The sequence below is a fragment of the Paenibacillus sp. sgz302115 genome, assembly GCF_056120445.1.
In genome coordinates this window covers 1-23,596 of record NZ_JBVYOK010000043.1, presented here as the reverse complement: position 1 = coordinate 23,596, position 23,596 = coordinate 1, and the positions used below count along the sequence as shown (strand labels likewise).

Here is a 23,596-nt window from a genome sequence, read left to right as displayed (position 1 = left end):
AGCCCCCGCTGATCTTTTCTCAGTGGGTCATGAAGCTAGAGGACCGCAGTCTTTTTCACCTTACACTTTGAAAGAAAGAGCAATCCTACAAGAACTTAAGTTTTGATAGGGCAGACTCCGGAATTAGGGGGCCTAGCCGTTTCTGCCGTTATTTCCGGGCCTACCACCCCATCCTGCTCCAACAACGGCATTTCTGCCGTTATTTCTGGGCCTACCACCCCATCCTGCTCTAACAACAGCATTTCTGCCGTTGTTTCCGGGCCTACCACCCCATCCTGCTCCAACAACGGCATTTCTGCCGTTGTTTCCGAGCAAACCCGCCAATCTCGCTCTAACAACAGCATTTCTGCCGTTGTTTCTGAGCAAACCCGCCAATCTCGCTCCAACAACGGCATTTCTGCCGTTGTCTCTGGGCGAAGTACCTACTCACGGTTTTCCTTGTTTTCACCTGTTTTGAGACCTTTAGTAAGCGATTGCCCTGACAAAATCCCCGGAAGGCTTGACGTATCCCGCTGCGCTGTACTATGTTGTTAGTTACAGTTATGGATTCATGCTGATTTATCGTACAGGAAGGTGATGCTTCATGTTTCAAGCCATGCCCTATGACGGCACACGCAGCGAGCGGTTTGAGGCGGTTCTTACCCAGCTCGGAGCACTGATGGAAGGCGAACCGAATGCCATTGCCAATCTGGCCAATGCCTCAGCGCTGCTTAAGCTCTCTCTGCCGGATACCAACTGGACCGGTTTCTATCTATTTGACGGTAAGGAGCTTGTGCTCGGGCCATTTCAGGGATTGCCGGCCTGCATCCGCATTCCGCTCGGCAAAGGAGTATGCGGCACGGCAGCAACGGAGCGCCGTACCCTTGTCGTGGGCGACGTGCATGCCTTCCCCGGACATATTGCCTGCGACGAAGCCTCGAACAGCGAGATTGTCGTTCCGCTGGTACGTGACGGCGTCCTGCTCGGCGTCCTTGACATCGACAGCCCGCTCAAGCACCGTTTTGATGATGAAGAACGGCGCTTCCTGGAGCGGTTCGCAGCAATGGTCTCGGACGTTATTTAATCTGTCCCTTGGGACATACAAGACCCTCACAGGCGCAGAATGACCTGCGCACCGTGAGGGTCTTGTTTCGTTCATTAAGCTTCTCTCAGATAGGGGAACAGCTCAAGCTTACCGCCGGACCGGACTGATGTTCCAGATCTCGGCAGCGTAGCGGCTGATCGTATTGTCACTGGAGAACTTGCCGGAGTGTCCAATATTAATAATCGACTTTTTCAGCCATTCCTTACGGTTGCGATAGGCCAGGTCAATCTTGACATGCGTCTCGACATAAGAAGCGAAATCCTTGAGCACAAAGAACTCATCATTGTTGTCGATCAGCGACTGGTACAATGTCTCGAACTCCTGGGTGTGACAGCAGATAGGACCCGGTGTAACCAGTTGGTCCAGCACTTCCTTCACACGGGAGTCTCCATTGTAAATATCGCGTGCATGGTAGCCGCCAAACTGGTAGTAATCCATGACCTGCTCGGCCCGCAGACCAAACAGGAACATATTGTTGTCTCCCACCATTTCATGCATTTCCACGTTGGCTCCATCCATTGTACCGATGGTCAGCGCGCCGTTCATCATAAACTTCATGTTGCCGGTGCCGGAGGCTTCCTTACTCGCTGTAGAAATCTGCTCACTGACATCGGCGGCCGGAATGATCTTCTCTGCCAGCGATACCGAGTAATTTTCCAGGAAGAAAATACGGATCTTGCCCTTGATGTCCGGGTCTTTGTTGACGACATCCGCCACAGTGTTAATCAGCTTAATAATCCGCTTCGCCAGATGATAGCTCGGCGCCGCCTTGGCGCCAAAGATAAAGGTGCGCGGCACGATATCCATCGAAGGGTTGTCCTTCAGCTGATTGTACAGGTGCATAATATGCAGAACATTCAATAGCTGGCGCTTGTAGGCATGCAGCCGCTTGACCTGCACATCGAAAATCGAGTCCGGATCAACCTGCACGCCATGCTTGCCGGCAATATACTCTGCCAGACGCACCTTGTTGCGGCGTTTGATCCCGGCCACCTGCTCCTGGAAGGAGGCGTCCTCGCTGTACTTAATCAGACCGATCATCTCCTGCGGATGATGAACCCAGCGGGTGCCGATGGAATCATTGATCAGTCCAGCCAGCTCGGGATTGGCATGCTGCAGCCAGCGCCGGTGGGTGATGCCGTTCGTCTTGTTATTGAACCGGTGCGGATACATCTCATTGAACAGGCGCATTTCGCGTTTTTTCAAAATTTCTGTGTGCAGTGCAGCTACTCCATTGACGCTATGGCTGGCTATAACTGCCAGATTGGCCATCCGTACCTGATCGTCATGAATGATCGCCATTTGATTAATCCGATTCTGGTCCCCGGGATACTTGCTCATCAGCTCGCCGCAGAACCGGGCATTGACCTCCTCGATAATGAGGAAGATACGCGGCAGCAGCTCCCGGACCATCCCGAGCGGCCATTTTTCCAGCGCTTCGCTGAGAATGGTATGGTTGGTATAAGAGACCATGCGGGTGGTCATGCTCCAGGCCTTATCCCAGCCCAGTTCATGCACATCCATCAGGATTCGCATCAGCTCAGGAATTACCAGCGTGGGATGGGTGTCATTGATATGCAGGGCCACTTTGTCCGGCAACTGCTCAATCGGAAGTCCCGTCTTGCTGTAGGTCCGCAGAATGCTCTGCAGTCCCGCGCTGCAGAGGAAGTACTGCTGCTTCAAACGGAGCAGCTTGCCCTCATATTCCGAATCATCGGGATACAGGAACTCCGAGATCGACTCCACCGAACGCTTGTATTCCAGGAACTTGTGATAGTCGCTTCCTGCCAGCGATCCGAACATTCTCGAAGGCTGGGTAATGGACTCTGCGCTCCAGTTGCGCAGCGTATTCACATGCCTGCGGTCTGCCCCAATAATCGGAACATCATAGGGAACCGCGCGCACCGCTTCATAGTCTTTGTGCTCGAAGACAAGCTCTCCGTCCTTTGCAGAGGTCTCAACATGTCCCCAGAACCGTACCTCCACCTGTTTGTCTTCCCGTCTCACTTCCCATACGTTATCATTCTGCAGCCAATTATCGGGCAGCTCCACCTGATACCCGTCAATGATCTTCTGCTCGAACAGACCATATTTGTAACGTATGCCGCAGCCATGCCCCGCATATTGCAGGGAGGCTAACGAATCCATGAAGCAGGCGGCGAGGCGGCCCAGACCGCCATTGCCGAGGCCCGCGTCCGCTTCCTCTTCTTCGACATCCCGGAGACAGAACCCCAGCTCCTCAAGTCCTGACCTTACAATCTCAAGCACACCCATATTCAGCAGGTTGTTGCCAAGAAGCCTGCCGATCAGAAACTCCATTGAAAAATAGTATACCTGCTTATCCTTATCGGCTTTTAGTTTCTGGTTGGTTTCCACCCAATCTTTGCCCGCGCTCTCGCGGATCATATTGCCGAGAATATTGTAGACATCGGCGTTAGATGCTTCTTCCAGCGGCTTGCCCAATTTTCCGATGAGTGTCTCGCGGAACACTTGTTTGAAAGTCTCTTTATCGTTGAACAACAGCAGGTTCCTCCTGACTAAATGCTTTTTTGGGATGCGGTTAGATCTTGCTGCTCTTGGCAATTACAAATGGGCGTTTGCTGTCTCCGACAAGTATCCTGTCCTTGCTCAAATGCACGTCTTTATCCATGATGACATTTTCGATGACGGCATTCTCTTCGATTACGCATTTCTGCATAATAACAGAGTTGATAATGCGCGCCCCCTTGCGGATCTGCACTCCCCGGAAAATCACGCTGTTCTCCACCGTTCCGGCGATGATACAGCCGTTGGCGACAAGCGAGTTGCTGACCTCCGCGCTGTCCAGATACCGGGTCGGGGCTTCATATTTAATCTTAGTCTGCACCTGATTCTCCTTGAACAGTCCGAAATAATTATCCTGCTGGAGCAGGCTCAGGCTGTTCTTATAATAGCTCTCCAGAGAGTTGATTACCGCATGGTAGCCGGTATACTCATAGGCGGCGATTTTGAACTTGTGGCGGTTCTTCTGGATGACATCGCGAAAGAAATAGCTTTCCCCATGGGCAATGCAGTATTCCACCTGCTCCAAAAACAGCTTTTTCTCCATAATGAAAATATCCAGATACACATTCGGATGATCCTTCTCATGGTGAATTTCCGTTACGGCATTCTCTTCGTTCACCTCAACGCGCAGGCACAGATCATGCTCCGGCTGGAGCTGGTCTATTTTTTTGTAAACCAGGGTTACGTCGGCCTCCTGCTCGAGATGATACTGGTACACCTCCTGAAGATCAACAGTGTTAATATGCTGGCTGCCGGAGAACACAATGTATTTGGCCGAAGCCCTTTTGAAAAAATCGAGATTGTTGTGGTAATGCTGCAGATCCCCAAGGGAAGTATCCGTCGGATCATTCCAGTCGGGCGGCAGGATGAACAATCCTCCATGCTTGCGGTTCATATCCCATGACTTGCCGTCGCCAAGATGGTCCATCAGGGAGCGGTATTTGCGGCGGACGAACAACCCCACGCTCTCCAGCTCCGCCCGCATCATATTGGAGAGGACAAAATCAATCAGCCGGTAACGGCTGGCAAAAGGCACGGCAGCGCCGCAGCGGAAATAGGTCAGCTCATTTAGTTTATCCAGTTCATGGTCAAGATTAATGACGCCCATCAGTTGTTTCATCCGAATCCACCGTCCTCTGCTGGTTATATGGTTTTGGCCGCAATGCTTTTCCGTTTCTTGCTCCGATTGTCGATCAGCAGAATTTCATTCTCATTCTCCCGCTCGATACCAATTTCCATATAATCCTCAATTTCCGTGTTTTCGCTGATGATGGCTTTGTGAATTCTGACGTTTTTGCCGATTTTGACCTTGGGCATAATGACCGAGTCGGTAATCACGCTGCCCTCGCCCACTTCCACGCCGTAGAAGAGCACCGAATGCTTCACTTCTCCGCGAACGATGCAGCCTTCATTGATAATGCAGCCCGATACCTTCGCTCCGGGAGCCACATACTGCGCCGGCTGATTCGGATTGCGGGTGAAGATGCGCCAGCCCGGATCATTCAAATTCAGCGGCGGGGTATCGCACAGCAGATCCATGTTGGCTTCCCACAGGCTTGTCACCGTACCAACATCCCGCCAGTACCCTTCAAAAGGATAAGCGTACAGGGACTGGCCATCCTCCAGCATGAGCGGAATGATGTCCTTGCCGAAATCATGGGAGGAGCCTGCGTTCTCCCCGTCTTCCAGCAGATGCTTGCGAAGAACCTCCCATTTGAAAATATAGACACCCATAGATGCCAGTGTGCTCTTAGGTTTGGCTGGCTTTTCCTCAAATTCGTAAATCTTCAGATCCTCCTCCGTATTGAGTATGCCAAACCGGCTGGCCTCCTCCAGAGGAACATCAATGACCGAAATGGTGCAGTCGGCATTTCTCGCCTTGTGGTACTGCAGCATTGCGTTATAGTCCATTTTATAGATATGGTCGCCGGACAGAATAAGTACATGCTCCGGGTCAAATTGGTCAACAAATTTAAGATTACGGTAAATCGCGTCTGCCGTTCCCCGATACCAGCTGCTTCCGTTCTCCCGTTCATGCGGCGGCAACACGAATACACCGCCATCCTTGCGGTTCAAATCCCAGTCACTGCCTACTCCAATGTACGAGTGCAGCACAAGCGGCTCATATTGCGTCAGCACACCCACTGTATCAATACCTGAATTGGAGCAGTTACTCAAGGGGAAGTCGATAATCCGGTAGGTTCCCCCAAAATAAACAGCGGGCTTAGCGAGTGATTTGGTCAATCCCTTCAACCTTTTCCCTTGGCCTCCCGCCAATAGCATGGCTACCATTTCTTTTTTCATCATGGAAGAGCCTCCTTGACTTATGGGTATTGAAGCATGTAATAAATCAGATTGGTTGAATAGAAATTTCAGAAAGAGGTACAGCAAAAGAGATGATCTTGACAGGAAATGTGCTAAGGTCAAAAACGGGGAAACCGATGGAATCGGGACAGTTCACCAGGTCCAAGGATAAGACTCAAGACCTGTATGTATCTTTATTGTAAAGTGTTCTATAGCCGCCGTCAAAACCCTTTATTGCCCCAATTGAAAACTTTAAAATTCTAACTGTATTTCTTATGAACTCAACTTTCTCAACCTAGAAAATCGGCTTGAACCCTTGAGGCTGTATTAAGCGTAATCGTCCTCCCACAGTTTCTGCATCCAACCTCATCCTCAACAAGTACAGCACTGAAGCGAAAAAAAGCACCCAGCAGTATGCTGGAGTGCATTTTTTGTGTAAAATTCCGCTCAATGATGCGCCGGAGCCACTATTTCCTTTTTCACAAATAACCGTTTCAGGAAAGCGTACAACTTGGCAAAAGCATACACCAAGCAGAACGAGCAGGCTACCGTTGTCAGATAGACCATCAGCAGAGCCACGAAGAACGGCAGTTGGTCGACCAGTCCGCCAAACAGCTTCAACACGAAGTACAACACAAACACATTCGCGGTAAATGCGCGGTACGCATATGTGGACAGCCATTTATAGAACGGTAGCACACGCGACTGGCGGGCTATTAGATGTCTCGCCAGCATGTAGATCAAAGCGATTACAACCAGGCTATATAGCGTCATGGATGGCTTCAGGTAGACCAGGTTGCCGAAGCTCATATCCTTGAAGCCATAACTGAAGAACTCTCTATTGGTCCAGATAAGCAGCAGCAGCATGACCGGAATGAGGATAAATTGGACCCGGCGGAGCACGCTGTCGAATCGTTCCTTGTATACCCAGGCGATTCCTCCCAGTAGAGCGTAAATAAAATAGCTGACAAATACACGGTCCAGGTAGCGCAAGCTAACCGCGTATTCAGCACGGAAGACATAGGTGTCATACATCCACAACCACGCGCCGAAGATCAGGAAGCTTACGATTAGTGTCGGAATAACCCGCGATGGCTTGGCAAGGAACTTGTAGCTGACATAGATCAGCACCGGCATCAGAACCTGGAACTGTAGCATCATCACCGTATACCAGTATTGTGGCGAGGAATTACCGACGATATATGATTCAATTAGTGTCCAGAACGAGGTGACATGGGTGTTAACCTGCACGCTCGGAACTAAGATCAGACTTGCCGTTGCCCATAGAAAATAGGGGATGACCAGCTCGTAGAACTTTTCCTTGTAGAAATGTCCCACCTTCGTATGCTGATTTCCTTTGACCATTCCATAAACGATGGCAAAAATAAAGACTGGTGCTGTATACTTTACCAGATTATAGATTACAGCTAACAACGCTAAATCTCCATTTCCGTCCGCATGCTTCAGGAACATTCCGAGCACACTCTGCAGGATGGCTCCGCTGACGGCAAATACTTTTAAAATATCACTTTCATTAATATTTAATTTTAATTCCGATGTTTTTTCCATAAAACGCACATAACCGTTTGCGGATTAATCTCTCAGCTAAACGATCGTGCTCTCCCCCTCACCTTGGATAAAAGCTCATATCACCGCCAAGGGCTCCGGACCAGCTTCGGCCCTAGAGGCGTCCGCAGCACTACTGTTTCAGCCCGACTGTCGATGATTTCACGCAAAATATAGGCTCCTTCCGCGCACTCGACTTGAATATCGATCCGCGCTTCCAGCTGATCCAGCTCGTACAAAAGATTGGCTGCCGTTTCAAAATTGAAATGGCCTTCCCTTTCAATAACAAGATCAAGATCGCTGGTTTCCTTCAGCGACGGGGTACCCGTTACCAGTTCAAAACCGGCACTGCCGGTCGGTCCCCAACGCCAGTTCGTCATCAGCTCTGCAACCTGATCCATGATCCGAAGAACAGGCAAGGCCTGTCTTTCCGCAGGCAGCACCTTCCACATCCTGTTCTCGGCAATCTCATACGGCGAGATAATGCGCCCGATGCCTTGCGGGTCAAGGAAGGCAGGCTCCCGCTGATTTCGCTGGGCTCCCCGAATCCCCACTGGAACGCTGCCGTCTTGATACCGTTCCGCACGCCGGACGACAACAAAGGGAGTGCGTAGCAGTGAAGTGGTGACCCACTCCCTTTCTTCATCCATTACAAGATAGGACAAATCGGACACCTCAATCAGGTCATGCGGCCGGATTACCACTGCTGCCGTAATACCTCACGCACCTTGAGCGTGGCTTTACGACCGCCGGCCAAGGCTTCCTGCGTTTGCAGGCGGAAGCTAAGATCACGCTTTGCTCCCACGGTTGAAGAAACAGCTTCGGCAATGGCCTGTTCGACTGCAGCCACATCAGCGGCTTTCGGTGCGTCCGCTTCAATGTCGGACAGCAGACGGTATAGAGGTCCCAGCGTGCTGTAACTGTTCACGTCGTATGCCATAGCCGGGACTTTCTTCGTTGCCTCTTCCAGCTCTGCAATCGTCCGCTTGGTAATCCGGGCCGCGGAGGCTTTCGACATCGCTTGAATGTTGATCTTATCATCATTCAATGCAATCAGGCGGTTGGATTGCAAGCCATGAGCCAGGAAAGCACCGGAGATTGCATTGCCAACAATTACACCGATGACGGGATGGCCCTGCAGTCTGGCTGTAGCGTAAGCGTCGGCACTGGCGGCAAGCGCCAGGCTGATACCGACCATCTCTTCTTTGTAGCCATAAGCCTGGCTCGGCACGTCGATTACGGCGATAATTGGGCGTTTCACTTCCTTGTGCTCATCCTGCTTGATGGCATCACGCACGATTTGCGCAAGTGTCCAGCCTTCCAGAAGGCCAACTTCCCCTTTGCGAGCGCGCTGGAAGTGACTGCGAGCATCCGGTACGACAGAAATGACTCTGCTGAGTACGCCGTTCTTTGTAACATCAGCGGCCAGTACCGAAGGCACTTCACTGACTGGATGAACAATGCCTGTCAGCAGTGAGAACCAGTGGTAGCCCCGGCTGTCGGCAATATCCGCCTTACCCTCCTGTGCTAATGGAACAGACTGCGGAGTGGATGTATGCTGGCTATAAAATTCCCGGTAACGCTCAGGTGTCCATTCACCCTCGGTATCCAGCTTCGCGAGCAAGCTCAGGTGAAAATCAACTTGTTCGGTTTTAGCCGGTTTGGCCGGTACAGCAAACGCCGTACTGACCGCATCAATCACAGCTTCCGTCGTGTCTTCCACGACCTCGTCCACCAATCCCGTCGCAAAGCGCTGATTAACGCCAATCGTGTTCCAGATGAGCGCCTTGTCACTGGAGTCAAATTCCATCACGCCGGCTTCCTGCTCAATAACCTCCGGCCCGTTAAGACCAAGCCGTGCTTTCTTGGTAGCAATCAGTGTTGTGAACAACTCTGCTGTAATGGACATCCCCCCGAAGGCACCGACGCGTCCAGGTATCAGCCCGACCACTGGAACATACTTGCGGAGCGCCACGATTTGCGTGCAGATTTCCGAGATTGACAGCAGTCCATAATTCGCTTCCTGCAGTCTGACACCGCCGGTATCGAAGATCATGACTGGATAAAGCGTATTGCCCTGTTTATTCTCTTCCACGGCAAGCTCCAATGCACCGGAAATTTTGGCACCGCTGACTTCCCCGATGCCTCCACCCTGGAAGGCGCCCTCCATCGAGATGATCAACACCTTCTGGCCACGGATCGTTCCAAGCGCAAGTACAATGCCGTCATCACTTTGCGGGACAATGCCCTGCGGTTCCAAATGCGGAGATTGTATGTTGTCCAGCGGGCCTAGCAGCTCGCGAAACGTTCCTTGATCAAGCAGTGCTTTGGCACGTTCGCGTCCGTTCAGTTCAACAAAACTATTCTGCATAATTAAGCACCTCCAAAACTTGGGCAAATCTTAAAGCAACAACCCCCGGAGTCGCACCGAAGTCATGTACTGTTACATGAGCCGTAATCGGATAACGTGTGAAGAAACGGCCCAGTACGTTGTCCCATACCTGTCCGAAGCCATCGCTTCCGGTAAGAAGGCTAACTGTGGTCACACCGCCTTCCACCGGCTCCATAATAATCTCCAGATCTCCTGATCCGACAACACCGATATGCACCGGTCTCTCAATCGGCTTATCCGTTTTATATTGAAATTGCAGTTTCTCCATTTCTGGGAACACCTCCAAGGTAAAGTTCAATGCACAAGAAATAATGTAGCGGCGAGCAGATCAGCACTGCCTCCGGGTGAGAGGCGTCTAGTGGTGCAATATTCGGACAGACGGTAAAAGAGCTTTCGGCCTGTCTGCGAGCGGAAGCCGTCCGCACGGAGACAAGCACCGGCCATCCGCTGAATTGCCGCCAGATCTTCCAAGCTTCCACGGTGCAGAATACAGGTATCCTCCACCGTGGACATCAGAGCCAGCAGCGCCTCAATCCGTGCTTCATCCTCTGTTTTCCCGCCTGCTCTGGCCCGGAGCAAGGCTGGCAGTGCGGCTACCCTGATATGCGGGAAACCCAGCTTAGCTTCCTCGGCAGCCCCGATCACTTTGTATTTCCGCTGTACTGCCTGGCCATTAGTAAGTGTAGAAGGCTGGTAGCGGTCTTCAAATGAGGCAATTTGACCTGCGGTGCTCATGATGCGGTGCGGATCACATTCTCCGGGACAGGCCGCAAGCGCACTGGTCAGCAGACCCAGTGCCCAGATCGCCCCTTTGTGTGTATTCACTCCATTCGTGGCGGAGAACATCTGCTGCTCCCCCTCGCGTCCAATTGAGGCGATCTTCTCACGCAGGGACTGATTGAGCGGATGAAGATACGAGGCATCGGCGATTCGCTGAAACGTCTCTTCTAAGGCCCGGGCCGATTTAATCATCAGCCCGATGGACATATCGCTATGGGAGCCGCTGTCCCTGGTATCGACCAGTCCCGGCTTAGGTGTTAGCAGCGCCTCGTCCACCAGCGCCTGCACAGCTTTGGCGGCCAAGTCGGCCCCGAACGTCGTACTGGCTGCGGTAAGCATAACTTAGGACCAGGTCCGGAATTTAGCCGGCGGCTGATATAATCCATCAGACCAGTCCACCAGATCATTGATGGTCTGGGCCGCCAGCAGGGAACGCTTAGCTTGTCTGCGCATAATGCCAAGATCCTCAGGCAGCGCCACAATCCCTCTGTCGCGGAGTACGGTCACATCGCTCTCATTGCTCTCCATACCGAGCGGAGTAACTCCGGCAACGGCTGCCAGCGCCTGCTTTCTTTCTTCGATACTGTCCGTTTTATATAGGTAAGCAATACCTTCCTCGGTAACGACATGAGTAACATCGTCTCCGTAGATCATGACCGGAGTAACGGCAAGTCCGGACTCATCCTTCACCTTAATCGCATCCAGCGATTCCACAAAGACCGGCTTTTTGTTGGCACCGTACGTCTCGATCATCTGCACAACCAGCTTCTGGCCTTTGGACAGCTCATGCTGATGTTCGATCATGTCCAGCCAGGCCGGGGTAGCATGCCGGCGTCCGCGGGGATCATGCCCCATGTTCGGCGCTCCGCCGAAGCCGGATAGACGGCCGGCAGTCACGGTAGAAGAATTGCCGAGCGGGTCCATCTGCAGCGTTGAGCCGATGAACATATCCACGGCGAATTGACCGGCTACCTGGCCCATCGCCCGGTTAGAGCGCATATTGCCGTCTTTTCCGACGAAGAATACGTCACTTCGTGCCGAAATATACTTTTCCATCCCCACTTCGCCGCCGAAGCTGTGAATGCTCTCTACCCAGCCGGTTTCAATTGCCGGAATCAGCGTCGGATGCGGATTCAGCACCCAGTGCTTGGCAATCTTGCCTTTCAGCCCAAGCTGTTCACCATAGGTCGGCAACAGCAGTTCGATTGCAGCTGTATTAAAGCCGATGCCATGATTCAGGGACTGTACCTGGTGTTTGCCGTAAATACCCTTGATTGCCATCATTCCCATCAGGATTTGCAGCTCTGTAATGTTTTGCGGATCTCGGGTAAACAACGCTTCTAGCGCATAAGGCTTGTCGGCCTGCACAATGACATCCACCCAGGATGCCGGAATGTCCGTTCTCGGCAACACATCCACGATTTCATTGACCTGTACAATGACAATGCCATCCTTGAACGCGGCGGCTTCTACGATTGTCGGTGTCTCTTCTGTATTAAAACCGGTATACAGGTTGCCTTCGCGGTCGGCTTTATCAGCAGCAACCAGCACCACATCCGGAATAAGATCGACGAACAAGCGTCCAAACAGTTCCAGGTACGTATGAATATCACCGAGCTTCAGCGTTCCGTCCTCAATCATTTGCGCAACACGTAAGCTCTGGGAGCCGCAATAGGAAAAATCAAGTTTGCCGGCTATTCCACGTTCAAAGATATCCAGATGCTCGGGTCTGGAGATGCTCGACATAATCATGTGCAGGTTGTGTACCTTGCCCGGATCAACTTCCAGCAGTTTCTGCGACAGGAAGGATGCCTGTTTCTGATTGTCCCCCTCCAGAACCACTCTGGCTCCCGGTTCAAGCAGTACCTCCATTACTTCAACAATACGTGAGGCATCGACGTATTTTCCTTCCAGCCATTGTTGAGCTTTATTTAGTTTTTCAAGTTTATGGTCACGTTTTTGCGACCAGGAACGTTGCACTTTGTTCATTCTTCTTGCCCCTTCCATTTTTGGATTAAATATAACGCCGCCTCCATTCCAACTTCACAGACGGAAATCCGGCGGATCTCCGGATGAGATTGCTGGACCAGATGGGTCAGCGTTTTGCCTGGAGGCATTTCTACAAAACAGTCGGCTCCCGCTTCGACGCAAACAACGGCCATATCGTTCCATCGCACAGGATAGGCAACATTAAGTGCCAAATCCTCTGCAATCTTATCCTTATCTCGGAGTATCCGCCCCCTGTGGTTGGACAGGTACGGAATTTCCGCATTTCGCAAGGGGACTTTGGAGATTATCTCCGATAATTCCCGAGAAATACCGGACATCAGCGGAGAGTGCGAAGGAATAGGTACCTTCAATAGCCTTGTCTTGGCCGCCCCCATTTCTGTGGCAAACCTGAATGCTAGCTGTATACCTTCCAATGAACCCGATACAGCTATTTGTTGCTCCGCATTAATATTGGAGAGATATACAGGCGCTTCCTCGCGATGAGCGCGGTCAATGGCTCGCTGAACTTCATTTTTCGTTAGCCCGATTACGACACCCATCCCATATCCCTTGTTATACGCAGTTTCCATCAAGTTTGCCCGCTGCCAAACGATCTTCAGCGCATCCTCGAACGATAGAACTCCAGAGATGACTGCGGCCGGGTAAGCACCGATTGAATGCCCCGCCACGAATTGCGGAGTAATGCCCCGCTCCATCAACTGCTGGGCTACAGCCAGCTCCTTCAGAAACAAAGCCGTCTGTATCCAGACCGTTGATTTCAGCGCTTCTTCGTCATCATGCATCTCAGTCTGAAGAATACTTGTTGCTTTTTTCACAAGCTCAGGCACATCCTGCAGCATACCCGGAGTCTGAGATCCCTGACCTGGGAACATAAATACGATCTTCAGAATCATACCCCCTTTAGCAGACTCGAACTCGTTCACATCACAATTGTATAGAGCAGCGATAATATTGTAAAATAGCTATATCTACATATTTTTAATAACCTCAAGGTTATATTAAGGGAGTCGGTTTCTTTGGAGCTACTACAGTTAAAGTACCTTCAAGTCATTGCAAAGCATGAGAACGTGACTAAAGCCGCCAAAGAACTGTTCATTTCCCAACCCGCGCTCAGCAAAATGATCCGCAATCTGGAGACTGAACTGGGCGTAAAGCTGTTCGACAGGGAAGGCAAGCACATCACGCTGAATGTATGCGGCAAAAAGTTTCTCAAGCGGGTGGATCAGGCGCTTTACGCACTGGAGCAGGGGTTGACGGAGGTTAAGGAATTGAAGCAGGAGAAAATGGAGGTTATTATCCTTTTCATCGCTGTGGGTTCTATGCTGCTACCGGACATTGTCCGGCAATTTCGCGACAGCTACCCTCATATCCGCTTCAACCTGAGCCAGCATCCTGGCCAGAACAAAAAGGGGTTGGCTTATGATTTTGCGATCACGTCGGAGACTCTTGAGGGCAATGAACAGGTCGTTTTGCTGGAGGAAGAAATCGTTCTTGGGGTTCCCGTGTCTCACCCGCTGAGCTCACTGAGCACCGTAGCTCTGCAGGATCTGGAGCGTGAAAAATTCATCAGCCTGACCAACGGGAATGCGCTGCGGCGGACGACAGACCTCTTTTTCGCACATCTCCCTTATGAACCGGATATCGTCTTTGAGAGCGATGATCCGGCCACGGTAAGGGGCTTAATTCAGACCGGGCTTGGTATATCCTTTATCCCTTCTATTCTGTGGAACCAGGTAGTCACCGAAGACATTAAGCTTGTCCACATCAGCAAACCGCTCTGTTTGCGTACCATATACTTATCCTGGCCGGCCGGCAAGGTGTTTACGGATACTGAGAAATCGTTTTTCGATTTTATGTTGAATTTCTTCAGGGAACTCGGGGCTGCCACGCGCTCATAATCATTGCTGAAAACAACGCCTTTTGCAGAGTAGCCTTTTGACACAATAAACAGGACTTTATCACTTCTTCTAACCCTCAACGCTAACACAGGCGTTTAATATGCAAATCTATCGTTCGATCATCTCCAGCATAAGTATTCCTCGAACAGGATTAATAAATCCGCTCCCGCGTATAGACTTGTCCCGGTATTCCAGCGAGTTGATACATTAGTTTACTTTACTGACCCCCTCTACTCCTTGTCCCTTCACTACCAAACATCTTCAGCAAACATTCAACGTGGTATGTCATAATGTAGCTAACTATTACCGATTTGGAGGAACAGACAATGAAGGCTGCCCAAGGTGTAAGACTGCTGCTCGTCGATGACGAGCCTCATATTCTCCAGTTCCTGGAGCTGGGCCTGATCAATGAGGGATTTGAAGTAAGAACCGCGCCGGACGGAGTCAGCGCTATTGCGGTTGCTGCTGAATTCAAGCCGCATGTGGCCATTCTCGATGTGATGATGCCGGGCATGGACGGATTCGAGGTATGCCGGTACCTCCGCTCGGAAGAAACGGAAATTGCCGTTATTATGCTTACTGCAAAAGACGAGGTGGATGACCGCGTCAAGGGGCTGTCCATCGGAGCCGATGACTATATGGTGAAGCCGTTCAGCTTCGACGAGCTGCTTGCCCGGATTCAGGCGCGGCTGCGCAACCAGTTCCCGGGACTGCTCGGAGAGGTACGCTGCGGCCCCTTCCGGATCGACGGACGGCGCAAGGAAATCCGCCACAAGGACGAGGTGCTGGAGCTGTCACCTACGGAATATGAGCTGCTGCAATATCTTGTGATCAATCATGGCCTGGTTCTAAGCAAACCGATGATTCTGGACAAGGTGTGGGGCTATGACTTCGGCGGCGAGGAAAATATCGTCGAGGTCTACATCCGCTCCCTCCGCGAGAAGCTCGGCGATAAGGAGCACCGGATTATCCGCACGCTGCGCGGTGCGGGATATCGTGTGGATCTGATATGATCGCCCGCGCCAAAGGCCTCTTCGGCAAATTTCCGGCGCCGCGTTCCCTGCGCAAGCAGCTGCTTGCCATCTCGCTGCTGATCCTGTCGGGGCTGCTCCTCCTGATCGGAGTGCTGCAGTATGTGCTGATGCGGGATTTCATTTACAGCAACAGAGCAGAGTCGATGGAAACGCAGATCCGCTCCGTGCCGCGTGAATTGTTTTTCAATTCGTTTGCTTTTGGTGCGAATAACGGGGCGGGAACTGGAGCGAACAGTAAGGATACCGGCAATTCGGATGCAGGAAGCGCATCTCCGGGCAGCAGCTCGGGCGGGACGGGCAGGACGGATGGTTCGGGTGATTCGAGCGGTTCGGGCGGTTCCGGTGGGTCGGGCGGCAGTAGTGCAGCAGACAGCGGCGCTCCGCTCGCTCCCGGGCTGCCGCCTTTAGGCAGCGGTCTGAGCGGCGGCGAAGCCCCTGGAAGCGGGAACATAAATCCCGGCAGCATGCGGAACAACGGCAACAGGCGCCCGCTGCTGCTGGATGCCCATACGACCCTCGCGATTTACAGCGCGGACGGCACTTTCAAGGATTTTCAGGAGGAAACGCTGTCTGATTCTATCGCCCCCAGATTATCGAGTGCTGAATACAATGAGCTGCTGAAGCATACCACAGACAAGGCTTCCGGCAAGTACAGGCTCATTACAGCGGCAGATGGGAAAGAGCACCTGGCTGTTTTTATGAATCTCGGCAAACCGGGGGAAGCCAAAATGCTGCTGCAGATGAGTGTCGAAACGGGGCCCCTGAGGGATGTGATCATGCAGCAGCTATTGATCTTTGCCGCATTGTCGGTGGTAGCCTTGCTGGCTGGACTGCTGCTGTATCTGCCTGCACTGCGGAAGACGCTTGTTCCCTTGTCCAAGATGGGAGAAGCCGCGCAGATCATCGACGCGGGCAATCTGAATGAGCGGTTCCCGGTGAATCAGGGACAGTCGGAGATAGATAAGCTGTCCAGTTCGTTTAACGGAATGCTGGAGCGGCTGGAGATTTCTTTTCACAATGAACGTGAAGCCAAGGAGCAAATGCGCCGGTTCGCCGCCGATGCTTCCCATGAGCTGAGGACGCCGCTGACTTCCATTCACGGATTTCTGGAGGTGCTGCTGCGCGGGGCGGTAGATAACAAAGACCAGCTCTACAGCGCGCTGAACAGCATGCATGGCGAGTCCAAACGCATCAATAAGCTGGTTGAGGATTTGCTGCTGCTGGCCCGAATGGACGGAGCGCCGCAGCTTAATGTCAAAAACCTGCTGCTGGGGGAAGTTATCACAGAGATGCAGCCCCAGCTTCTGCTGCTCTCCGGTGACCGCAAGGTGACTTTTGATATATCCTTCGGCATCCGCGGAATGTATGATCCCGACAAGCTGAAGCAGGTTATTCTTAACTTATTTCACAATGCGGTGCAGCATACCGATGCGGAGAAAGGGACTATTCATATCTCGCTGCATGCCCGCGGCACGGAAGCCGAGCTGGTTGTGCGGGACAATGGCTCAGGGATCGCGGCCGAGCATATCCCTCATGTCTTTGACCGGTTCTACCGCAGCGATTCCTCGCGTACGCGCAAATACGGCGGTTCAGGCCTCGGCCTGTCCATTACGAAATCAATTGTGGAAGCGCACAGCGGGGATATCCGTATGGAGAGCGTTCCCGGAGAGGGGACGGCCTTCAAGGTTACCCTCCCCTGCCTGCTTCATTAGCTATTGAGCTGTAATTAACGTTATAATAGTAAGCGAATTGATGGATAGCGCTTATCCAAACTTTTAGTCTACAGGAGGTTGATCTTATGTATGAAATCGCCGTAATCGGAGCCGGCCCTGCCGGCGCAAGCGCAGCCCTGTTCGCCGCAAAGGCGGGCAAAAAAACGCTGCTGGTCGACAACGACAAAGGTATGACACGCAGAGGCTGGTATGAGAACTACTACGGCATCGCGGAAATCGGCGGTCCTGATCTGGTGGAAACCGGCCACAAGCAGGCGGTCAAATTTGGTGCGGAGCTGGTGGCGGATCAAGCAGTGAACCTGGCCGCAAAAGGCGAAGGCTTCGTAATCGAGACTGAGAGCGGCGCCACTTATGAAGCGAAGCATGTCATTCTCGCTACAGGCGTGCTGACCGATCTGGCTGCCAAAGCTGGAGTGGACACCAAAGACGGCACTGAACCGAGAATCAAAACGGTTGTAGCGGTTGATGCGCAAGGCAAAACCAACGTCGAAGGCATCTGGGCAGCAGGAACGGCAGCCGGAGTAAGCGTACACGCCATCATCACCGCTGGAGACGGCGCGAAGGTCGCCGTTAATGTCATTAGCGAGCTGAACGGCGCAAGATACGTCGATCATGATGTGCTGAAGGCTTAAGCAGGGTGATTTAGGCTGCGCTGAAGCAGGTCTCCTGCCGGTGGGCAGCAGGCTCGTATCATTAGGTCAACCTGAAATCTATGGTTTCGGGTTGGCCTTTTTTGTTCGTCCCGCACGCAGGTTAATTCGCTGATCCGGCATGATGTAGCTGCAAAGAGAATGTTGAGCAGGTAATTGTACTTGGTACACTTATATCCTCACTTTTTTCGCCTAACAAAGGTTTAGTTGCAGTTCGTACACTTATATTTGCTGATTTCCGCTAAAGTGCCCTCTCTCCTGATTTTTAATTGTATGAAGTACAGCTAAACTCTGCGTTCAGACATTTCTGCACCAGATAGCTGCAGGAAATACAATTAACTTTCCCCAGCGAAAGTAAGAGCAGGATGGCGGCAGTGGCTACGGGCAGCTTCGGGTTCGGGCAACACAGCAGTAAAATAAATTTTAGCCGAGGCGGCACAATTAACACAATTAACTTTCTCTAGCGAGAGTAAGAGACAGTGCCGCGACGAAGGTTGGCTCCGGGCAGCTCCCAGACGCCCCAGCAGGAAGACAAACCTCGCGCAGACGGCACATAAGGCCGTTCCAGATGATCACCGGCTGACCGCCATGCTCCTCCGAAACCGCCTTATGCGGTTAGATGTCAATTGTCCGTGGCCGTCCATCAGCTCCTCCGGCTGCTTGCGCCTGCTCCCGGGAATTGCAACACCGCCTGCGCTTCCGCATCGCCAAGGCTCCCGAGCAGCTCCCGCAGGTACGGCAACAGCAGCGGCCGCAATTCTTCACGCTGCAGGCCCATCTCCAGCGTCGCCTGGATATAGCCGAATTTGTCGCCGATATCATAGCGCTTGCCTTGCAGATCAAGCGCCAGCAATCCTTCGCTGCGGCACACCTCATGCAGCGCATCGGTCAGCTGGTATTCGCCTCCGGCCCCGCGCTCCAGCCTGCTCAGCACTGAGAAGATCGAGGGCTGCAGGATATAACGCCCCATAATGGCGTTCGTTGAAGGCGCAGCCTGCGGGGCAGGCTTTTCCACCAATCCGCTCACCACATGCACACCTTTCACAGAGCCGCCGGAGGCGATGATCCCGTACTTGCCCACTTCTGATCTGGGCACCTGCTGCACACCGACAATTGTCTGCTCCGACTGCTCGTACAGCTTCATCATCTGCGAGAGCGCCGGAGGCTGGGAGACCATGATGTCATCGCCTAACAGCACGGCAAACGGCTCATCGCCGATGAACTGCTCTGCGCACAGGATGGCATGGCCGAGGCCGAGCGGCTCTTTTTGCCGGATGTAATGGATGCTGGCCAGCGCGCTGATTCCCTGCACCTCGCGAAGCAAATCCATTTTCCCCTTGTCGAGTAGAGTCTGCTCCAGCTCCACCGACTTGTCAAAATGATCCTCAATCGACTTCTTGTTGCGGCCGGTCACAATAATGATGCTCTCAATGCCGGAGCGGACCGCCTCCTCCACAATATACTGGATCGCCGGCTTGTCGACGATGGGCAGCATCTCCTTCGGCTGGGCTTTGGTGGCCGGCAGGAATCGTGTACCCAGTCCGGCGGCGGGAATAACGGCTTTTCTAATTTTCATAATGGACCACTCCCTTGCCTTGTTATTTATTTAGCTGCGCAACTCTCTGCTCAGTCACGTTCTGCTGTTTCTTGCCGCTGTAGATTTCCTGAACGATATAGAGCGGACGCCGCTTGGTCTCGTCATAGATCCGGCCGACATATTCGCCCAGGATACCCAGCATGATCAGCACGAATCCGTTGAAGGTCAGCGTAATGCCGATCATGGACGCCCAGCCCTTAACAGCAGAGTCCGTAAACAGCACCAGGTACAGCACATACATAAGGTACAGAAACCCGCCTGCGGACAGTAGTCCTCCCAGATAGCCCGCCAGCTTCAACGGTTTATAGGAGAAAGAGGTAATGCCGTCCAGCGACAGCTTGATCATGCGCTTCAGCGGATATTTGGTTTCTCCCGCCAGCCGTTCATCACGTTCATATTCGATAGCCTTCTGGCGGAAGCCTACCCAGCTTACCAAGCCGCGTACAAAGCGGTTTTTCTCCGGCAGCCGTTTCAGCTCCTCGCACACCTTGCGGTCAATCAGGCGGAAGTCGCCGGTATCCACAGGAATCGAAATGTCCGTGGAATAGCGCAGCACCCGGTAAAAGGCGCTTGCGGTCCATTTTTTGAACAGGGACTCACCATTTCGCTTGATGCGTTTGGCATACACGACTTCATAGCCTTGTTTCCATTCCTGGATCATATCCAGGATAAGCTCCGGCGGGTCCTGCAAATCGGCGTCGATAATGACGACCGCATCGCCCAGCGAATAATCCATACCGGCGGTGATGGCAATCTGGTGACCGAAGTTGCGGGACAGGTCGATCAGCTTCACGCTTTCATCCCAATAGCTGTACTCCTCAATCATCTGCGCGCAGTTGTCGGTGCTGCCGTCATTAACGAACAGCAGTTCATAGGGTTCTCCTGTCGTTCCCATTACTTTCTTAATCCGCCGGTAGGTCTCCTGAATAACCGCCTCTTCGTTATACATTGGTATGACTACGGAATAGCGCACGCTGGTGCTCATGAGCAGTTCCTCCCTAAATATATATATTGAAGCGCGCCTGCCGTAAAAGCTTCTGCGGCGCGCTTCATGTACAGCCTGCTGAACGACATCCTATTTCACCGTAACCTCATACAAGGTTCCGCCATTGATACCTGTCTCTGTTCCCTGCCAATCTGCGGTCGGAACTACTGTCCCGTTCTCCGTAATCCAGCTGGTAATTTCTGAATTGCCGCCGCGTCCGCCACCGCCGCCCATTCCGCCGGTGGTGACGAGGAAATATTTCACCTTGCCGCTGGCAACCAGCGCCTTCAGCGTATCGGTGGTATACGGCACATCCGAGCCGTTGAACCCGTTAAGAATGACTACCGACTCACCTTTGTCGATGATATACGGGCCTGCCGTTCCGTAATCCATAGCCGCGAACAGATATTTCTCGCCTGTATTATGCTCCTTCAGGTAAGTCAGCAGATTCTCGTTGACACCTGCGGTGTTATTTCTGCCACCACCGCCACTGCCGCCTCCGCCGCCCATGCCGCCAAAACCACTGTCGCTTTCCGGGCCAGCCGCCGGGGTCATGCTGTTCAAGCCGTAGGTTATCGGCGTAAACGCCCAGTACGTAGGTCCGATCAGCAGCACCAGCAATCCAAGCACAGCCGCCGCGTGTACGAACGGCTTCTCCCGGCCCTTCAGTATCCGCAGGATAAGCAGCAGCAGGGAAACCGCGATGCCCGCCGCAAGGACGCCAATGGACCAGCCGCCTCCAATCGTATCGTCATACGGATGAATAATGTACCACTGGAACACAGCCGTTGCGAGCGTTGCCGCCGGAAGCAGCCACGACAGCCAGGTCGAACGTTCCTTATAGTAGGCCCAGAGCCGCAGCCAGCCTGCGCCGGCCAGAACTGCAATCGGCGGAGCCATCATAATCAGATAGTACTGGTGGAAAAATCCGGCGATGCTGAAGAATCCCATAGCCGGCACCAGCCAGGCCAGCCAGAACAGCGCTTCTTTATGCTTCTGGGTAAAGTTTCTTCTGCGCAGGCTGGCAAAAATCCCTATGCAGCCGAACAGCAGGAAGGGCAGCAGCCAGCTGGCTTGACCGGACAACGCCGATTGGAACAAGCGCAGCGGACCTGCGGTACCTGTATTGAACATTCCGCCACCGCCGCGGTTCATCCCTCCTGGCCCGCCAGCGAATTGGCCGCCGCCGAACTCGCGGCCTTCTCTGTCCATTCGCCCGCCTTGGCCCTGGCCCTGCATTCCGCCGTCACCTTCGGCCTGTCCACGGCCGGTTGAGCCGTCATCCGTTCCGCCTGGAGCCTGCCCCGGCGGCTGAACACCATTTCCCGCTTGACCGCCGGCAGCGCCTTGGCCGCCAGTGCCATTCATCATCCCTTGGCCGCCAGTGCCATTCATGGCCGGCATCTCGCCGCCGTTCCATGACGGCATTTCACCGCCGCCGAACATCCCCCCGCCGCCTCCGCTGCCGCCTGTGCTGCGGTCACCGGTCAAACGCGATACCCCGTTGTAGCCAAAAGCCAGATTCAGCACAGAGTTGGTGCCGCTGCTGCCCATATAAGGGCGTTTGCTGGCCGGAATCGAATCCACGATCACCGCCCAGGACAGGGAGACTGCCAGCAGCACTGCCGTGCAGGCTGCCAGCACCCCGGTTTTTTTCTTCCAGTTCACTTTCGCTGCCAGGATATAAAAGAGGTAAAACGCCGGCAATACCATGTAGGCCTGAAGCATTTTCTCGTTGAAGCCTACGCCAATAAGTGCAAATGCGGCAAGCAGACTGCCGGTTTTGTTGCTCTTTGTTCCCTTGAACAGAAACCACGCTGCCAGCAGCAGTGTAAATACCAGCATGGCATCAATATTGTTCGTTCTGCTGACGGCTGCAGCTACCGGAGTAGAGGCCATTGCGAGTGCGGCCAACCGCGCTGCAGTTCTGCCGAAGGTCGGCTTCACCAGCAGGTACACCAGCAGGACCGAGCCAACGCCGCCCAGTGCCTGCGGTAGAATAACACTCCAGCCATGCAGTCCGAAGATCAGCGCGCTGAGCGTCTGAATCCAGAAGGTAACCGGCGGCTTATCGACCGTTACCGAGCCTGCCGAGTCCAGCGAGGCGAAGAAGAAATTGTGGAAGCTCTGCAGCATGCTCCCTACCGCCGTTGTATAGTACGTATTTACATAATGATCATTCCAGATTCCATACCCGTACAGAAATGCTGCAAGCAGCAGGATGACAAGCAGCACAACATCGGAACCCAGCTTTTTAATCAGTTTCATCTCACTCCACTCCCCATCCATCTATTCCGGCAGTGCTCTCCCCCCGGTCCAGCTTTACTTAGGTGTATTATTGCACCCGTACCTTAACCCATAATGAAATCAGGCTGAATGTTTGCTGAAACCCGGATGATGCGGACACACCAAAAAAATGGACATGAATCAGGCTTATGCTGAGTTCATGTCCATTCTTTGATATAAATGAGCTATATTATATTTGGACAAAGGATTCTTAAAGGCGATAATCTGGAAATGCCTATTCGTATTTTAGAAAATAGCAACAATATGAAGTCCAGTATTTTCTTAGGCCAAGTAGGTTTGATGATCTCAGTCACAAGCCTACAAGAAAGGAATTTCGAAGAGTACCATTCATTATTCATGTTCTTAGAACCGGATGATCCTAAACGTTTGGAATCCACTGCGAAATTGTTCTCTAAGCAAAAATACCTGACGATTCGTTTTGTAGGCACGCATGTAGACGCATCACCGTATTTCGAAAAATTGCTGGCATATGCAAACGGGGAGAGATACATTCTAACGGACGATGCACTTGAAATTACAGTATATATAGCCGAGAAAGCGCAACCTCTTCAGGCATGGGATGAATCGGCTTAGGACAAGGGCTGTCTTTGGACAGCTTAATTGTCCTACATGGTTTGATCTGATATAATCAAAACAGGTGTTCGCTCTTTTGAAAACAGCATAGATATGCGGTTGCTCGGACATAAAGAAGACTTTCCGAGCGTAAAATCTA

The 23,596-nt window shown here is 52.6% G+C and carries 19 protein-coding genes; 6 read left to right on the top strand and 13 right to left on the bottom strand.

Annotation, left to right across the window (positions count from 1 at the left end; genetic code table 11):
- Positions 1-583 precede the first annotated feature (583 nt).
- Entirely contained in the window at positions 584-1,063 is a 480-nt protein-coding gene (locus AC0LWN_RS32380) for a GAF domain-containing protein (protein ID WP_474672688.1), read from the top strand.
- Positions 1,064-1,171: 108 nt separating this feature from the next.
- On the opposite strand, the gene AC0LWN_RS32375 is transcribed toward AC0LWN_RS32380, so the two are convergent.
- The 10 genes from AC0LWN_RS32375 to AC0LWN_RS32330 form a co-directional block, all read right to left on the bottom strand.
- Complete coding sequence (locus AC0LWN_RS32375) at positions 1,172-3,604, bottom strand: glycogen/starch/alpha-glucan phosphorylase (RefSeq protein WP_474672687.1); 2,433 nt, start codon at positions 3,602-3,604, stop codon at positions 1,172-1,174.
- A 40-nt stretch (positions 3,605-3,644) separates the two neighbouring features.
- Positions 3,645-4,748, bottom strand: a complete 1,104-nt coding sequence (glgD, locus tag AC0LWN_RS32370; protein ID WP_458967743.1) for a glucose-1-phosphate adenylyltransferase subunit GlgD — start codon at positions 4,746-4,748, stop codon at positions 3,645-3,647.
- A gap of 23 nt (positions 4,749-4,771) precedes the next feature.
- Entirely contained in the window at positions 4,772-5,935 is a 1,164-nt protein-coding gene (locus AC0LWN_RS32365; protein ID WP_474672685.1) for a glucose-1-phosphate adenylyltransferase, read from the bottom strand.
- A 444-nt stretch (positions 5,936-6,379) separates the two neighbouring features.
- Entirely contained in the window at positions 6,380-7,501 is a 1,122-nt protein-coding gene (locus tag AC0LWN_RS32360) for an acyltransferase family protein (protein WP_474672683.1), read from the bottom strand.
- An 80-nt stretch (positions 7,502-7,581) separates the two neighbouring features.
- Positions 7,582-8,202, bottom strand: coding sequence for a malonate decarboxylase holo-ACP synthase (locus AC0LWN_RS32355; RefSeq protein ID WP_474672681.1), 621 nt, complete (start codon positions 8,200-8,202; stop codon positions 7,582-7,584).
- Positions 8,196-9,869 carry a biotin-independent malonate decarboxylase subunit beta gene (gene mdcD / locus AC0LWN_RS32350; protein WP_474672679.1) on the bottom strand — a complete coding sequence of 558 codons (1,674 nt, stop codon included), beginning with the start codon at positions 9,867-9,869 and terminating at the stop codon, positions 8,196-8,198. The genes AC0LWN_RS32355 and mdcD overlap by 7 nt, the downstream gene beginning before the upstream one ends.
- The gene (locus AC0LWN_RS32345) at positions 9,859-10,158 is read right to left on the bottom strand and encodes a malonate decarboxylase subunit delta (protein WP_474672677.1); all 300 of its coding nucleotides are present in this window, start codon (positions 10,156-10,158) and stop codon (positions 9,859-9,861) included. The genes mdcD and AC0LWN_RS32345 overlap by 11 nt, the downstream gene beginning before the upstream one ends.
- Positions 10,159-10,184: 26 nt before the next feature.
- Positions 10,185-11,009, bottom strand: coding sequence for a triphosphoribosyl-dephospho-CoA synthase (locus AC0LWN_RS32340; RefSeq protein WP_474672675.1), 825 nt, complete (start codon positions 11,007-11,009; stop codon positions 10,185-10,187).
- Positions 11,010-11,012: 3 nt separating this feature from the next.
- The gene (mdcA, locus tag AC0LWN_RS32335) at positions 11,013-12,659 is read right to left on the bottom strand and encodes a malonate decarboxylase subunit alpha (RefSeq protein ID WP_474672673.1); all 1,647 of its coding nucleotides are present in this window, start codon (positions 12,657-12,659) and stop codon (positions 11,013-11,015) included.
- Entirely contained in the window at positions 12,656-13,573 is a 918-nt protein-coding gene (locus AC0LWN_RS32330) for an ACP S-malonyltransferase (RefSeq protein ID WP_474672671.1), read from the bottom strand. Before AC0LWN_RS32330 ends, mdcA begins: the two co-directional genes overlap by 4 nt.
- Before the next feature lie 123 nt (positions 13,574-13,696).
- On the opposite strand from AC0LWN_RS32330, the gene AC0LWN_RS32325 reads away from it, so the two are divergent.
- From AC0LWN_RS32325 to AC0LWN_RS32310, 4 genes are all read left to right on the top strand, one after another.
- Entirely contained in the window at positions 13,697-14,578 is an 882-nt protein-coding gene (locus AC0LWN_RS32325; protein ID WP_474672669.1) for a LysR family transcriptional regulator, read from the top strand.
- A 326-nt stretch (positions 14,579-14,904) separates the two neighbouring features.
- Complete coding sequence (locus tag AC0LWN_RS32320) at positions 14,905-15,591, top strand: response regulator transcription factor (protein ID WP_019913763.1); 687 nt, start codon at positions 14,905-14,907, stop codon at positions 15,589-15,591.
- Entirely contained in the window at positions 15,588-17,324 is a 1,737-nt protein-coding gene (locus AC0LWN_RS32315) for a sensor histidine kinase (RefSeq protein WP_474672667.1), read from the top strand. Before AC0LWN_RS32320 ends, AC0LWN_RS32315 begins: the two co-directional genes overlap by 4 nt.
- Positions 17,325-17,410: 86 nt before the next feature.
- Positions 17,411-17,977, top strand: coding sequence for an FAD-dependent oxidoreductase (locus AC0LWN_RS32310; protein ID WP_458967737.1), 567 nt, complete (start codon positions 17,411-17,413; stop codon positions 17,975-17,977).
- Between the two features lie 661 nt (positions 17,978-18,638).
- On the opposite strand, the gene galU is transcribed toward AC0LWN_RS32310, so the two are convergent.
- The 3 genes from galU to AC0LWN_RS32295 form a co-directional block, all read right to left on the bottom strand.
- Positions 18,639-19,571 (bottom strand): UTP--glucose-1-phosphate uridylyltransferase GalU, encoded by a 933-nt coding sequence (galU, locus tag AC0LWN_RS32305; protein WP_474672665.1) that lies wholly within the window; start codon positions 19,569-19,571, stop codon positions 18,639-18,641.
- A 22-nt stretch (positions 19,572-19,593) separates the two neighbouring features.
- Positions 19,594-20,577 carry a glycosyltransferase family 2 protein gene (locus tag AC0LWN_RS32300; RefSeq protein WP_474672663.1) on the bottom strand — a complete coding sequence of 328 codons (984 nt, stop codon included), beginning with the start codon at positions 20,575-20,577 and terminating at the stop codon, positions 19,594-19,596.
- A 90-nt stretch (positions 20,578-20,667) separates the two neighbouring features.
- A complete protein-coding gene (locus AC0LWN_RS32295; RefSeq protein ID WP_474672661.1) occupies positions 20,668-22,845 on the bottom strand; it encodes a glycosyltransferase family 39 protein in 2,178 nt (725 codons plus the stop codon).
- Positions 22,846-23,094: 249 nt separating this feature from the next.
- Between AC0LWN_RS32295 and AC0LWN_RS32290 the strand changes: the two genes are divergently transcribed.
- On the top strand, positions 23,095-23,457 hold the full coding sequence (locus AC0LWN_RS32290) for a hypothetical protein (RefSeq protein ID WP_474672659.1): 363 nt from the start codon (positions 23,095-23,097) through the stop codon (positions 23,455-23,457).
- Positions 23,458-23,596: the final 139 nt, after the last annotated feature.